This is a genomic window from Thermus neutrinimicus (assembly GCF_022760955.1).
Taxonomy (GTDB): domain Bacteria; phylum Deinococcota; class Deinococci; order Deinococcales; family Thermaceae; genus Thermus; species Thermus neutrinimicus.
The window spans coordinates 1-12,955 of sequence record NZ_JAKTNU010000025.1; the positions used below are offsets into that span (position 1 = coordinate 1).

11 protein-coding genes and 1 pseudogene are annotated in these 12,955 nt (G+C 66.8%); all 12 read left to right on the forward strand.

The genetic code is table 11. The features are described 5' to 3' along the window. Positions 1-684 (forward strand): Ig-like domain-containing protein (locus L0C59_RS10385; protein WP_243091275.1); only part of this gene is annotated, 684 nt, incomplete at its 5' end. Positions 685-744: 60 nt separating this feature from the next. Continuing rightward, complete coding sequence (locus L0C59_RS10390) at positions 745-1,689, forward strand: polyprenyl synthetase family protein (RefSeq protein ID WP_243091285.1); 945 nt, start codon at positions 745-747, stop codon at positions 1,687-1,689. 57 nt (positions 1,690-1,746) lie between these two features. After that, positions 1,747-3,006: a Glu/Leu/Phe/Val family dehydrogenase gene (locus L0C59_RS10395; RefSeq protein ID WP_243091276.1), complete on the forward strand. Its 1,260-nt coding sequence runs from the start codon at positions 1,747-1,749 to the stop codon at positions 3,004-3,006. An 11-nt stretch (positions 3,007-3,017) separates the two neighbouring features. Next, complete coding sequence (locus L0C59_RS10400) at positions 3,018-4,292, forward strand: Glu/Leu/Phe/Val family dehydrogenase (protein ID WP_243091277.1); 1,275 nt, start codon at positions 3,018-3,020, stop codon at positions 4,290-4,292. Between the two features lie 19 nt (positions 4,293-4,311). Beyond that, the gene (locus L0C59_RS10405; RefSeq protein ID WP_243091278.1) at positions 4,312-4,833 is read left to right on the forward strand and encodes a GNAT family N-acetyltransferase; all 522 of its coding nucleotides are present in this window, start codon (positions 4,312-4,314) and stop codon (positions 4,831-4,833) included. Between the two features lies 1 nt (position 4,834). After that, the gene (locus L0C59_RS10410) at positions 4,835-5,725 is read left to right on the forward strand and encodes a 2-hydroxyacid dehydrogenase (RefSeq protein ID WP_243091279.1); all 891 of its coding nucleotides are present in this window, start codon (positions 4,835-4,837) and stop codon (positions 5,723-5,725) included. Then, positions 5,725-5,943: pseudogene (locus tag L0C59_RS10415) on the forward strand (hypothetical protein); the annotation flags it as partial. The gene L0C59_RS10410 and the pseudogene L0C59_RS10415, both read left to right, overlap by 1 nt. 64 nt (positions 5,944-6,007) lie before the next feature. Continuing rightward, positions 6,008-7,030: a 1,9-bis(guanidino)-5-aza-nonane synthase gene (locus L0C59_RS10420; protein WP_243091280.1), complete on the forward strand. Its 1,023-nt coding sequence runs from the start codon at positions 6,008-6,010 to the stop codon at positions 7,028-7,030. Positions 7,031-7,119: 89 nt separating this feature from the next. Beyond that, the gene (locus L0C59_RS10425; RefSeq protein ID WP_243091281.1) at positions 7,120-9,894 is read left to right on the forward strand and encodes a tetratricopeptide repeat protein; all 2,775 of its coding nucleotides are present in this window, start codon (positions 7,120-7,122) and stop codon (positions 9,892-9,894) included. Positions 9,895-9,899: 5 nt separating this feature from the next. Further along, positions 9,900-10,724, forward strand: coding sequence for a menaquinone biosynthesis family protein (locus tag L0C59_RS10430; RefSeq protein WP_243091282.1), 825 nt, complete (start codon positions 9,900-9,902; stop codon positions 10,722-10,724). 9 nt (positions 10,725-10,733) lie between these two features. Next, on the forward strand, positions 10,734-11,360 hold the full coding sequence (locus tag L0C59_RS10435; protein ID WP_243091283.1) for a Crp/Fnr family transcriptional regulator: 627 nt from the start codon (positions 10,734-10,736) through the stop codon (positions 11,358-11,360). 10 nt (positions 11,361-11,370) lie between these two features. After that, complete coding sequence (gene bshC, locus L0C59_RS10440; protein ID WP_243091284.1) at positions 11,371-12,825, forward strand: bacillithiol biosynthesis cysteine-adding enzyme BshC; 1,455 nt, start codon at positions 11,371-11,373, stop codon at positions 12,823-12,825. The last annotated feature ends 130 nt before the right edge of the window (positions 12,826-12,955 follow it).

The window sequence follows — 12,955 nt, forward strand, 5'->3', positions numbered from 1 at the left end:
CGGGCGGTGGACGGTGCGGGCAATGCTGCGGAGGCCACCCTTGGGGTGACGGTGGCCAATGCGCCAACCGTGGTTTGGTTGAGCCCCGGAGCGAATCAAAAGTTGGCGGGATTTGTCACGCTTCGGGCTGAAGTTAGGGTCATTAGGGTTATTAACCGCGTGGACTTCTACTTCGGTCCTGATGGGAATAGCTGGACCAAGATTCCTGGCACTCCGACGGTTTCTGGGAACGTGTATAGCTTGGAGTGGGACATTCTGCGGGTCACGCCCGGTAGCTACCTTTTGAAGGTCGTGGTAGAGGATGTGGGTGGGGGTGTAGCGGAGGCTATTGTTCCCGTTGAGATAGCGTCGGTGTTTGTAATTACGACCCCAGCTGATGGTGATGCGGTGGGTCCAGGAGCGGGGCGCGAGATCGTGACGGTTACCGTGGGCGTTAACGGGACGTTACCGCCCGGGGTGACTATTAATCAGGTGGATGTGTACATCAATGGCCAACTGGCCGGGACGGCTACCCAGCAGATTGCCGCGGATGGTTCCCAGGTTTACGTGTATGTTTGGGATACCTCTCAGCCGGTGCCGGGCCATGACCCCGCCAAGTCGGGTGACAGGGTAATTACGGCGCGGGTTTACTACACGGGAGGAGAAACCTTCACCAACGGTGTTAGGCTGAACTACCAGCCGTAGAGGGAGTGCAGCCTGGGCCCCGGGTTGCCCTGGGGCCCTAGGGCTATACTGGGGGGCGTGGTGGTTCTACCCGACCTCGAGGCCCCCCTCCTCCGCTTTGAGGAGGCCCTTTCGGAGCTGGTGCAGTCCGACGTCCTCTTTGTCCGCCTCATCCATCAGGACCTGGTGGCGGCGGGGGGGAAGCGCATCCGCCCCCGCTTGGTCTTCTTGGCCTCGAGGGCCCTTGGGGGAGCTCCCTTTGAGATGGAGCTGGCCCTGGCGGTGGAGTTGTTGCACTCCGCCACCCTTCTCCACGACGACCTCATCGACGATGCGGAAACCCGCCGGGGCAAGGAGGCCGCCTTCCGCCGGTACGGCAACGCGGTTTCCGTGTTGTCGGGGGACTTTCTCCTTTCCCGGCTCCTCCACGTGATCGCCAAAACGGGAAGGATGGAGCTGGTGGAGCGCTTCGCCCAGGTGGCCAAGACCTTGAGCGAAGGGGAGGTATTGCAGTTCCAGGTGGCGGCTTTGGAGGACTACTCCCTGGACAACTACGAGCGCATCATCACCGCCAAAACGGCGGTGCTTATGGAACTCAGCACGGAAGGCCCCGCCCTTCTCAAGGGGGTGGATGGGGAGGTGCGGGAGGCCTTGGCCCGCTTTGGCCTCCACTACGGCCAAGCCTTCCAGATGCGGGACGATTACCTGGACCTCATGGGGACCCCTGAGGCCTTGGGCAAACCCGTGGGCGGGGATGTGCGGGAGGGGAAGGCCACCCTCATCACCCTTCTCCTCATGGAGCGCTTCCCCGAGGTGCGGGAGGTCCTGAGGCGCAAGGGAAGGGAAGAGGGGGATCTGGACCGCCTGCGTGCCCTGGCCCGGGAAAGCGGGGTGGCGGAGGAGGTGGAAAGGCGTATCCGGGAGAGGGCCCTTATGGCTGCCGCGGCCCTAAAGCCCCTTCCCCCTTCCCCCTATAAGGAGGCCCTCGAGGCCCTGGCCCTAAGGGAGGCCGAGCGCCTTTCCTGAGGTGGGGCGGGGCGGCTGTCCTTCCCCAAGCGGGGTATAATCCCCTTCGGTGATGGTATGAGCCTTCCCGCCTACCGGCCTCCGGAGGACCCAGGCCTTTGGGAGGCCTTCCTGGAGCGCTTAGAAAAGACTTTGCGGGTGGCGGCGATCCACCCCACCACGGTGGAGTACCTGGCCCACCCCAAGCGCCTGGTGACGGTTTCCCTACCCGTGGTCATGGATGACGGCAAGGTGCGGGTTTTCCAGGGCTACCGGGTGGTGCACGACATCGCTCGGGGGCCGGCCAAGGGCGGGGTGAGGATTCACCCTAAGGTAACCCTGGGCCAGACCGCGGGCTTGGCCGCCTGGATGACCCTGAAGGCCGCTGTTTACGATCTCCCCTTTGGCGGGGCTGCGGGGGGGATTGCCGCCGACCCCAGGCTCCTTTCCCCCAGGGAGCTGGAACGGCTGGTGCGCCGTTACACCGCCGAGCTGGTCAACCTGATCGGGCCCGACATCGACGTCTTGGGCCCCGACCTGGGGACCGACCAGCAGGTGATGGCCTGGATCATGGACACCTACTCCATGACCGTGGGCTCCACGGTTCCGGGGGTGGTGACGGGCAAGCCCCACGCCCTGGGGGGAAGCGAGGGCCGGGACGACGCCGCTGGGCTCGGGGTGGCCTTGGTGCTCAGGGAGCTCGCTGGGCGCCGGGGGCTTCCCCTTAAGGGGACCAAGGTGGCGGTGCAGGGTTTTGGCCAGGTGGGGGGAAGCTTCGCCCTCCATGCCCAGGAGATGGGCCTGAGGGTGGTGGCGGTGTCCACGGCCCGGGGGGCCATGTACCAGGAGGAGGGGCTTGATGTGGCCGAGGTCCTGCGCCGCTACGAGGCCACGGGGGAGCTTCCCCGGTACGACCTTTCCCCGGAGGAGCTTTTCGCCTTGGAGGTGGACTACCTGGTCCTGGCGGCCATCGAGGGGGCCCTGGACGGGGAGACGGCCAAGGCGGTGCGGGCTAAGGCGGTGCTGGAGGCCGCCAACTTTGGCCTGACCCTCGAGGGGGAGGCCTACCTCCTGGGCAAGGGAGTCCTGGTGGTGCCGGACCTCCTCACGGGGGGCGGGGGGCTTCTGGCAAGTTACCTAGAGTGGGTACAAGACCTTAACATGTTCTTCTGGAGCGAGGAGGAGGTGCGGCAGAGCTTCGCCAAGAGCGTGGCCAGGGCGGTGGCCGAGGTGTGCGATAGGGCCGAGTCCCTTGCCACCGACCTGCGCACCGGGGCCATGGTCCTGGCCTTGGAGCGGGTGAACGAGGCCACGCGGCTAAGAGGCGTTTATCCTTAGAAGGAGCGTTTATGAAGAGCGAACCCCTTTCCTACCTGGGCAAGGACGGTGGTCCTTGGGAGATCTTCGTGGAGCAGGTGGACCGGGTGGTCCCCTACCTGGGGCGGTATGCCCCCTTGGCGGAAAGCCTTAAGAGGCCCAAGCGGGTCCTCATCGTGGATGTGCCCATCCACCTGGACGACGGCACCGTGGCCCATTTTGAGGGGTACCGGGTCCACCACAACACCGCCCGGGGGCCGGCCAAGGGTGGGGTGCGGTATCATCCCGAGGTGACCCTTTCCGAGGTGATGGCCCTAGCCGCCTGGATGACCATTAAGAACGCCGCGGTGGGTCTGCCCTATGGGGGTGGCAAGGGGGGCATTCGGGTGGACCCCAAGAAGCTTTCCCCGGCGGAGCTTGAGCGCCTGACCCGCCGCTACACCTCGGAGATCGGGATCCTTTTGGGACCGGATCGGGACATCCCTGCTCCCGATGTGAACACCGGGGAGCGGGAGATGGCCTGGATGATGGATACCTTCTCCATGAACGTGGGCCGCACCGTGCCCGGGGTGGTGACGGGGAAGCCCATCGCCCTGGGAGGTTCCTTAGGAAGGCGGGACGCCACGGGCCGGGGGGTGTTCGTCACCGCCAGGGCCGCGGCGGAGAAGATAGGCCTTCCCATAGAGGGAAGCCGGGTCATCCTCCAGGGCTTCGGCAACGTGGGCAATGCCGCCGCCCGCGTCTTCCACGACCACGGGGCCCGGATCATCGCCGTCCAGGACTACACGGGCACCATCTACAACGAGGCGGGCATAGACCCCTACGACCTTCTCCGGCACGTGGCGGAGTACGGGGGGGTGCGGGGCTACCCTAAGGCCGAGCCCCTGCCCAACCCGGAGTTCTGGGCGGTGCCCACGGAGTTTCTCATCCCCGCGGCTTTGGAGAAGCAGATCACCGAGCAAAACGCCTGGCGGATCCAGGCCAGGATCATCGCCGAGGGGGCCAACGGCCCCACCACCCCGGCCGCCGACGACATCCTCTTGGAGAAGGGGGTCCTGGTGGTGCCCGATGTGATCGCCAACGCCGGGGGCGTCACGGTGAGCTACTTTGAGTGGGTACAGGACTTCAACTCCTACTTCTGGACGGAGGAGGAGATTAACGCCCGTTTGGAGCGGGTCCTTAGGAATGCCTTTGAGGCGGTGTGGCAGGTGAGCCAGGAGAAGAGGATTCCCCTGCGCACAGCGGCCTATGTGGTGGCCGCCACCCGGGTCCTCGAGGCCCGGGCCCTCAGGGGGCTTTACCCCTAGCCTCCGTTAGGCTATTCCCGTGGACTGGCCCCGCTATGGCCGTGTGACCCTGAAGCCCTTCAGCGCGGGGCTCACCGAGGAGGAGTGGAAGGGGCTTTACGAGACCTTCCGCGACCCCGAGGTGGCGGAGTGGAACGGCTCGAGTCCCTTGCGCTCCCCCTTCTGGCTTTTCAAACGCTTCGTCCTGGCGGAGATGCGCCGGAAGGACCGCCTGTCCTTTGTCATCCTGGACGAGAGGGGGGAGTACCTGGGTACCCTGGAGCTATACGACCTCACCCCGGAGGACGCCACCTTGGGCATCCTCATCGGGCGGAAGGAACGCTGGGGCCAGGGCTATGGCACGGAGGCGGTGCGGGCGGCCCTGGCCTACGCCTTCGGCCCCTTGGGGCTTAAGCGGGTAAAGCTCCGCACCTTCGCCCACAACCTTAGGGCCAGGCGGGCCTTTGAGAAGGCGGGTTTTCGCCAGGTGGGCCTGGGTCCGGGGCCTCAGGGTAGGGAGGACGTGTACATGGAGGTGACCCGTGGGCAGCTCGAAGGCTAGCGTGCGCCTCTTGAGCCCAAGGCTTAGGGAGGAGGTCTTCGCCCTCTTGCCCGAGGGGGTGGAGGTGCATTACCTGGACGAGCCTTGGCCCGAGGCGGTGGACTTCTTCCTGCCTCCCTTTGGCCACGAGGAGGTGGTGCGGCGGGTGCTGGAAAGGGTGGAGGTCGAGGTGGTCCAGACCCTTTCCGCCGGGGTGGACTGGATCCTGCCCCTGGTGCCAGAGGGGGTGGTGCTTTGCGATGGCTCGGGCATCCACGATGTGCCCGTGGCGGAGTGGGTGGTGATGGCCCTCTTGGCCCTCCTTAAGGACCTCCCTGGCTTTTTCCAGGCCCAGGGGGAGGGGCGCTGGGCTCCCAAGGTCCTGGCCGACCTCGAGGGCAGGAAGGTGCTTCTTCTGGGCTACGGTTCCATCGGGAAAGCGGTGGAGGAGAGGCTTAGGGCCTTTGGGGTGGAGGTGCTTCCCGTGGCCAGGCACGCCCGCCCTGGGGTCTACACCCCCCAGGACCTCCCCCACCTCCTGCCCCAGGCGGATGCCGTGGTGGTCCTCCTCCCCCTCACCCCCGAGACCCGGGGGCTGGTGGGGCGGGATTTCCTTTCCTGGATGAAGCCGGGGGCCCTTTTGGTCAACGCCGGCCGAGGGCCGGTGGTGGACACGGGGGCCCTGCTGGAGGCGCTGGGGGAGGGAAGGGTTCGGGCGGCCTTGGACGTTACCGACCCCGAGCCCCTGCCCCAAGACCACCCCCTTTGGCAGGCCCCGGGGGTCCTCATCACCCCGCATGTGGCCGGGCTTTCCCAGGGTTTCCACCGCCGGGCGGCCCGGTTTTTGGCGGAGCAGGTGGGGCGGTACCTCCGGGGGGAGCCCCTTAGGAATGTGGTGCGGGAGGGGTATTGATGCGGGTGCTCCTGCATGGCGACCTCAGGCGGTTTGGGGAGGTCCTCGAGGTGGAGGCCAAGACGCCCAAGGAAGCCCTGGAGAAGCTGGGCATTCCCCTGGAGGAGGTCTGGCTCCTGGCGGTGGGGGAAAGGGTGGTGGGGCTGGAGGAGGAGGTGGAAGGGCCCCTGGAGACCTACCCCCCCATCGCCGGGGGTGGTATACTGTGGGTCCTGCCCCAAGGCAGGGGGCGCGAACAAGGGGGGAGCCGCCCGACGCCCACCCCGCGTAGAAAGGAGAAGGATGGAGAAGAAGGAACTCCTCTCTACGCCCGTGGTTCCCATTGACATCAAGGCCTTTGACGCCGGGCCCATCCTCGAGGCCATGGGCAAAACTGCCTTCCAGGCCCGAAACCTCCACCGGGCGGCGGAGATCTACCTCAAGATGCTGGAGGACGATGCCGCCGTCATCCTCACCCTGGCGGGGAGCCTGGTATCCGCGGGCCAGGGCCTCATCATCCACGACCTCATCCGGAAGGGCTTGGTGGACGCCATCGTGGCCACCGGGGCCAACATCGTGGACCAGGACTTTTTTGAGGCTTTAGGCCACCGCCACTACCAGGGGGACCCCAGGGCCGACGACGAAACCCTAAGGCAGCTTTGGATCGACCGCATCTACGATACCTACATCGACGAGGAGGAACTGCGCCACACCGACTACACCATCGCCGAGATCGCCGACTCCCTGAGGCCCCGCCCCTACTCCAGCCGGGAGTTCATCTGGCACATGGGCCGCTACCTGGCGGAAAGGGGCCTGGGGGAGAAGAGCATCGTCCGGGCTGCCTATGAGGAGGGGGTGCCCATCTTCGTCCCCGCCTTCTCCGACTCCTCCGCGGGGTTCGGCCTGGTCTACCACCAGGTGAAAAACCCCAAGGCCCACGTGACCATCGACTCCGTGGCCGACTTCCGCGAGCTCACCGAGATCAAGCTGAAAGCCGGCACCACGGGCCTGGTGATGCTGGGAGGCGGGGTGCCCAAGAACTTCGCCCAGGACATCGTGGTGGCCGCGGAGGTCTTGGGCCACCAGGTGGAGATGCACAAGTACGCCATCCAGATCACCGTGGCCGATGAACGGGATGGGGGGCTTTCCGGCTCCACCCTCTCCGAGGCCCAAAGCTGGGGCAAGGTGGACGCCGCCCTTTCCCAGATGGTGTTTGCCGAGGCCACCTTGGCCTTCCCCCTCCTGGCCTCTTACGTGTGGCACCGGGCCCCCATGCGGGCCAAGCGGCGCTACGCCGACCTCTTTTCCCAGGAGGTTCCCGCCTAGGGAGCAGGGGTTATCCCCCGCTTGGGGTTATGCCCGGGCGGGGGGTTTGGCTGGACCAACCCCCCTTCCCTTTGGTAGACTTCCGGCAAATGCCCGACGAGCTAAGGCTTTACCTGAAGGAGCGGTTTGGCGTCTTGGGGCCGGTGTCCCCAGGGCGTTTTGAGGCCGAGCTGGCCAAGCGGGTGGGGAGCCCCGCCAAGCGGGAGCCCCTCCTCAAGGCCTGGCGGGCCTACCTTTCGGGGGGCGGCAGGGAGGCGGTGCGAAGTTTCTACCAGGAGATCCTCAAGGTGCCCAAGGGGGAGGCCCTGGTCTACGGCATGCACCTGCCCTTTTTGGAGTTCTACGCCCGGGAGGTGCCTTCCCGCTTGGAGGGGAGGGTTTTGGAGGTGGGGGCCTTCACCGGGGCCTTGGTGGGGTATTTGCAAAGGAAGCGCCCCGAGCTTGCCTTCCATGCCCTGGACGGGGTGGCGGAGGCGGTGGAGGTGGGGAAAAAGCGGGTGCCGGAGGTGGCCTGGCATGCCGCCTGGGCGGAGGAGGCGGAGCTTCCCCCCTTTGACACGGTGCTTCTCCTTTCCGTGTTCCCCGAGGGCTTTGTGGACCAGGAGCTGGAAAGCCGCCTCGAGGCCCCCGCCTTCTGGAAACATTTTCATTTCTTTGCCCGCCTGCCCCTCTTCGCCCGGCTTCTCAAGCCCGGGGGGCTTCTCGTCTACGGCCACGGGCCCTTTCTTGGCAAGAGCCCGGAAGGGGTGGAGGAGGGGCTAAGACACCTGGGGTTTTATCAGGTGGAGCGGGTGGGGGAAGGGGAGTACTTTCTGGTGCTGGCCAGAAGGCCCGAAGCCCTGTCGGAGGACGAAACGGCCTGGCCCCTGGAGGCTGGGATGGAGGAGGTGGAGGAGGCCCCCGTGCGGGTGCCCGTCCTGGCCCAGGTGGACATGGCGGAGGTGAGGGCCCTTTTGGAGGCGGGGCGGTATGCGGAGGTGCTGGCCCATCTGCCCGAGGGGGTGGAAGGGGAGGCGGCCTACCTGAGGGGGCGGGCCCTGTTCGCCCTTTCCCGCTATGCCGAGGCGGAGGAGGTCTTAAGGCGGGCCCTTTCCCAGGAGGCGGAGGACCTAAGGGCCATGGTGCTGGTGGAGCTCGGGGAGTACGAGCGGGCTAGGCCCCGCCTCGAGGCCCTGGCCGGGAGGGGAGGAAGGTACCGCATCTACCTGGGCCGGGTCTACCTGAGCCTGGGGCGGTATGCGGATGCCCTTAGGCAGTTTGTGGAATCGGGCCTGCCCGAGGCGGAGGGGTATGTGCGGGAGGCCCTGGAGCGGATCACGGAGCGCATGCGCCGCTTTGCCCGGGAAGGGGAGTGGGCGGAGGTGAGCCGCCGGGCGGAGTTCGTGGAGGATCTTGCCCCCAACCTCCTGACCCGGGAGATGCTCCGGCTTGGCTTGAAGGCGGCCCTGATCCAGGGGCTTTTTGCCCGAGCGGAACGGTATGCCCGGAGGCTTGCGGATCTGGACGAGGCCGAGGGCTTCCTGGGGCTTGCCCTGGTGGCCCTAAGGGTGCGCTCCCCTCTGGAGGTAGGGCCTCTGGAGGACTTGAAGCCGGTGGAGCCCTACCTCACCGAGGCCTTGGCCCGGGCGGAGATCCCTGAGGCCTTGCTGCTTCTTGGGATGCTGAGGGAAAGGGAGGGGCGCCACCCGGAGGCCCTGCGCCATTTGGAGCGGGCGGCGGAGCGGGGAGAGGGGGAGGTGGCGGGCCTGGCCTACCACCACCTGGCCCAGGTGAAGCGGGCCCTCGGGCGGCCCCTTAAGGAGGTCCTGGGGGATCACAAGCGGGCCCATGCCTTAAGGGCCTACCCCGCCCCCTACCTCTTCCAGCTGGCCCAGGAGGCCCTGGAGGGGGGCGAGGAGGTCCTGGCCCGGGAGCTTCTCTCCCGGGCCCGGGATGCGGGGCTTTCCCAGGTGGCCGAGGAGGACCTCATGGGGCTCCTCACCCTTTTGGAGAGGCTGGAGGGTCCCTGGGCTGCCTTCAGCGTCCTCTACCAGGCCCTAGGCCGCACGCCCAAGCCCCCCTTGGAGCTCCTGGCCTTGGCCTACCGCCTTTCCCGCGCTTTTCGGGAGAGCCCCGAGGCCTCGGAGGTGCGGGGGCAGTACCTGGCAGCCCTGTATGCCGAGGGGCGGGGGGAGGAGGTGGAAAGGCTCTTGCTGCAGGAGCTGGGGGCTGACCCCCAGGCCCTGGAGGTGCTCTTTGACCTGGCGGAGCACTATGAGGCCCAGGGCAACTGGGGGAAGGCGGCGGAGTACTGGCAGAAGGCCTTGGAGGTGGCCCTCTACCGGGAGAAGGACCTGGCCCTCGCCCGGGAGGTCCTGAGAAACCTCCTTTTCCTCAGGCCCCACGACGAGAGCCTTTCCCTTTACCTGGAGGAGCTTAAGGCGGTGAGCCGGGGCCTGGAGGCCCTGGGGGAAAGCCCGAAGGCCCCACCCGAGACCAGGGAGGAGCTCTTGGAGGAGGGCCTGCCCCAGTTCCACGGGGAGCACCTGCTGGTGGTGGGGGGGCACACCCAACTTCGGAGCCGGCTTGTGCCCCTCCTCGAGGCCCGGGGCCTCAAGGTGGACTGGTTTGATGCGGACACCGCCGGGGTGGGGAAGGAGGCCTTGAGGCGTATCCAGAACCGCCTGGAAAAGGCCCATGGCCTCATGGTGGTTTCCAGCTATGTGGGCCACGATTTCTCCGAGCCCGTGCGCCTCGAGGCGGAGCGCCTGGGGGTTCCGGTCTACGTGATCCCGGGGCGGGCCCGGGGGGCCACGGGGTTCTTAAGGGCCCTCAAGGCCTTTGCCCCCGAGCTCTTCAAGCGGGCCCTCAAGGGGGTACAGTAGGCTTTATGGAAGCGCGGGTTCTTAAGCTGGGCTACTCCCCCTGCCCCAACGACACCTTCATCTTCTACGCCCTGACCCATGGCCGGGTGGAAAGCCCTCTCCCCGTGGAGGCGGTTTTGGAGGACGTGGAGACCCTAAACCGCTGGGCTTTGGAGGGGAGGCTACCCCTGACCAAGCTCTCCTACGCCGCCTACGGGCGGGTGCGGGACCAGTATGTGGCCTTGCGGAGCGGGGGAGCCTTGGGAAGGGGGGTGGGCCCTTTGGTGGTGGCCAAGAAGCCCTTGGGGAGCCTCGAGGGGGCGCGGGTGGCCATTCCCGGGCGCAACACCACGGCCTTTTTGCTCCTTTCCCTGTATGCGGAGGGGTTTGTGCCGGTGGAGGTGCGCTACGACCGGATCATGCCCCTGGTGGCCCAGGGGGAGGTGGAGGCGGGCCTCATCATTCACGAAAGCCGCTTCACCTATCCCCAGTACGGGTTGGTGAAGCTTCTGGACCTGGGGGAGTGGTGGGAAGGGGAAACGGGCCTGCCCCTGCCCCTGGGGGCCATCCTGGCCCGGCGGGACCTGGGAGAGGGGCTCATCCGGGCCCTGGACCAGGCGGTGCGGCGGAGCCTGGAATACGCCTTGGCCCATCCTAAGGAGACCCTCCCCTATCTGAAGGCCCATGCCCAGGAGCTCTCGGAAGAGGTCATCTGGGCCCATGTGCGCACCTACGTGAACGGGTTCAGCCTGGACGTGGGGGAGGAAGGGGCGAAGGCGGTGGAGAGGCTCTTTGCTGAGGCCGAGGCCCGGGAGCTTCTCCCTCCCTCCCAAGCCCCCCTATTTTTGTAGACTTGGGGCATGTTCCAGGGGCTTTCCCTCGAGGCCCGGCGGGAAGTGGCCAGGGTGTTCCAGCCCAAAAGGGTCCTGCGGGGTACCCCCCTCTATGCCCTGGGGGACCGGGCGGACGGGGTGTACCTGGTGCGGGAGGGGCTTGTCTGGCTAGAGGGGCCCCGCTCGCCGGAAGGGGAGCCCGCCACCTTGGGGGTGGTGGGGCCTGGGGGGCTTTTTGGGGAGGAGGCCCTGGTGGGGGGAAGAAGGCGCACCTCGGGGGCCACCGCCTTGACCTACGCGGAGTTCCTCTTCGCCCCCCAGGAAGCCCTCTCTCCCTTGCGGGCGCGTTTCCCCGAGGTGGAGCGCTTCCTCCTGGAGGCCCTGTACGCCCGGCTCAAGGAGGCGGAGGAGCGGCTTTGGGAACTGCGCCACCTTTCCGTGAGCCAGCGCCTGGCCCGGCTTCTCCTGAGGTTGAACCAAAAGGGTGAGGTGGCCTTTTCCCACCAGGACCTGGCCCGCATGGTGGGGGCCACCCGGGAGACCGTGACCAAGCTCCTGGGGGAGTGGGCCCTTTCCGGGGTGGTGGACCTAGGCTACCGAAGGGTGGAGGTGCGGGAACCCCAGGCCCTTGCCCGCCTGGCCGGGGCGCTTTAGGCTCTTAGGCATGGAAGCCCAGGTCCTGGCCCAGCTTTTGGGCCTACCCCAGGGGGAAGAGGCCCTCAAAGAGCGCTTGGGCCGGGAAGGCCATCCCCAGCTGGCTTCGGCGCTGACAGCCTATCTGAAGCGCCTTCAGGCTCCACAGGAGGCCCTGGCGGCCCTCGAGGGCCTGGGGAGGGGGGCGGTGGTCACGGGCCAGCAGGCGGGGCTTCTGGGGGGGCCTGCCCTGACCTTCTACAAGGCCCACACCGCCTTGGGCCTGGGGGAAAAGGTGGGGGCGGCAGCCATCTTCTGGGTGGCCTCCCAGGACCACGACGTGGAGGAGGTGCGCCACCTCCACCTTCTCCTGGAGGAGGAGGTGCGTACCCTCTCCCTACCCCTGCCCCCCCTTCCCGCGGGGCGGATCCCCCTCGCCCCCTACCGGCAGGCGGTGGGGGAGTTTCTGGGCCCCTGGTCTAGGGATACCCGGGTGGCCTACGCCCTGGAGGGGGAAACCCTGGCCGAGTTTTTCGCCCGCACCCTCTTGGCCTTCTTGGGGGGGCGGGGCCTCATCCCCTTTGACCCCATGGCTGCGGAGCTTGCCCCCCTTTTCCAGGAGGCCCTGGAAAGGGAGCTGGAGGACCCTCTGGCCAGCGCCCAGGCCATCAACCAGGGGGCGGAGCGCATCCGGGCCTTGGGGGGCAAGCCCCCTTTGAAGCGCAAGCCGGGGGCCACCAATCTTTTTTTAGAAACAGACCAAAGGAGGCTGCTCCTTTACCAGGATGGAACCTTTACCGACGGGGTACGGCGCTACAGCAAGAAGGAGCTTATGGAGATCCTCCGGGCCGATCCCGGCCGCCTCACCCCTGCGGCGGGTTTGAGGCCGGTGTTCCAGGACCTGGTCCTGCCCACGGCGGGCTTCGTGGTGGGGCCCAACGAGTTTCGGTATGTGGCCGAGCTCGCCGGGGTCTACGCCCTTTACGGCATCCCCATGCCCGCCTTGTTCCCCCGCCTAAGGGCCTTGGTCTTGGAGCCTCCCATCCGCCGCATTTTGGAGAGGTACCGCCTGGATCCCTGGGCGTTTGTGGATGGGGGGGAGGGCGCCTTCCTGGAGGCTATCAGGGAGGTGCTGGAAGGGTTCAGGGAACTCGAGGCGGAGCTTATCGGCCTCTTGGAGGAGGTGGAGGCCCTGGGCCAGAGGGCCCGTGCCCTGGAACCCACCTTGGAAAGGCCTTTCCGCCGCTTCCAGGCGAGGTTAAAGGGGGAGGGGGAGAGGCTTTTGAAGAAGCTCCTTCGCGCCCGCCTGGGGCGGGATGCGGTCCTTCTGCATCATCTGGAGCGGCTCAGGCGGCACCTTTTGCCTCGAGGCCTGCCCCAGGAGCGGGTCTACCCCTTCGCCATGTACGCCTTGCGCCACCCAGAGGCCCTGTCTAGGTTGCAAAAGGCCCCCACCTCGGGAAGGGCCACCTTGGTTTTGGGTTAGAGAAAAGAGGGGGTGTGGGGGAGCTATAATCCCCCGGTTTTCAAACCGGGGATACATGGGTCAGCGAAGCTACATGCGACCGGCGGTTCATTTGGGGTAGGGGCCCCAAAGAGGGAGCTTAGCTCCCCCA

Coding starts and splice junctions, on each gene's coding strand:
- L0C59_RS10420 (WP_243091280.1), top strand. CDS start 6,008: ATGGAGAAGAAGGAACTCCTCTCTACGCCCGTGGTTCCCATTGACATC.
- bshC (WP_243091284.1), top strand. CDS start 11,371: ATGGAAGCCCAGGTCCTGGCCCAGCTTTTGGGCCTACCCCAGGGGGAA.
- L0C59_RS10430 (WP_243091282.1), top strand. CDS start 9,900: ATGGAAGCGCGGGTTCTTAAGCTGGGCTACTCCCCCTGCCCCAACGAC.
- L0C59_RS10400 (WP_243091277.1), top strand. CDS start 3,018: ATGAAGAGCGAACCCCTTTCCTACCTGGGCAAGGACGGTGGTCCTTGG.
- L0C59_RS10435 (WP_243091283.1), top strand. CDS start 10,734: ATGTTCCAGGGGCTTTCCCTCGAGGCCCGGCGGGAAGTGGCCAGGGTG.
- L0C59_RS10395 (WP_243091276.1), top strand. CDS start 1,747: ATGAGCCTTCCCGCCTACCGGCCTCCGGAGGACCCAGGCCTTTGGGAG.
- L0C59_RS10425 (WP_243091281.1), top strand. CDS start 7,120: ATGCCCGACGAGCTAAGGCTTTACCTGAAGGAGCGGTTTGGCGTCTTG.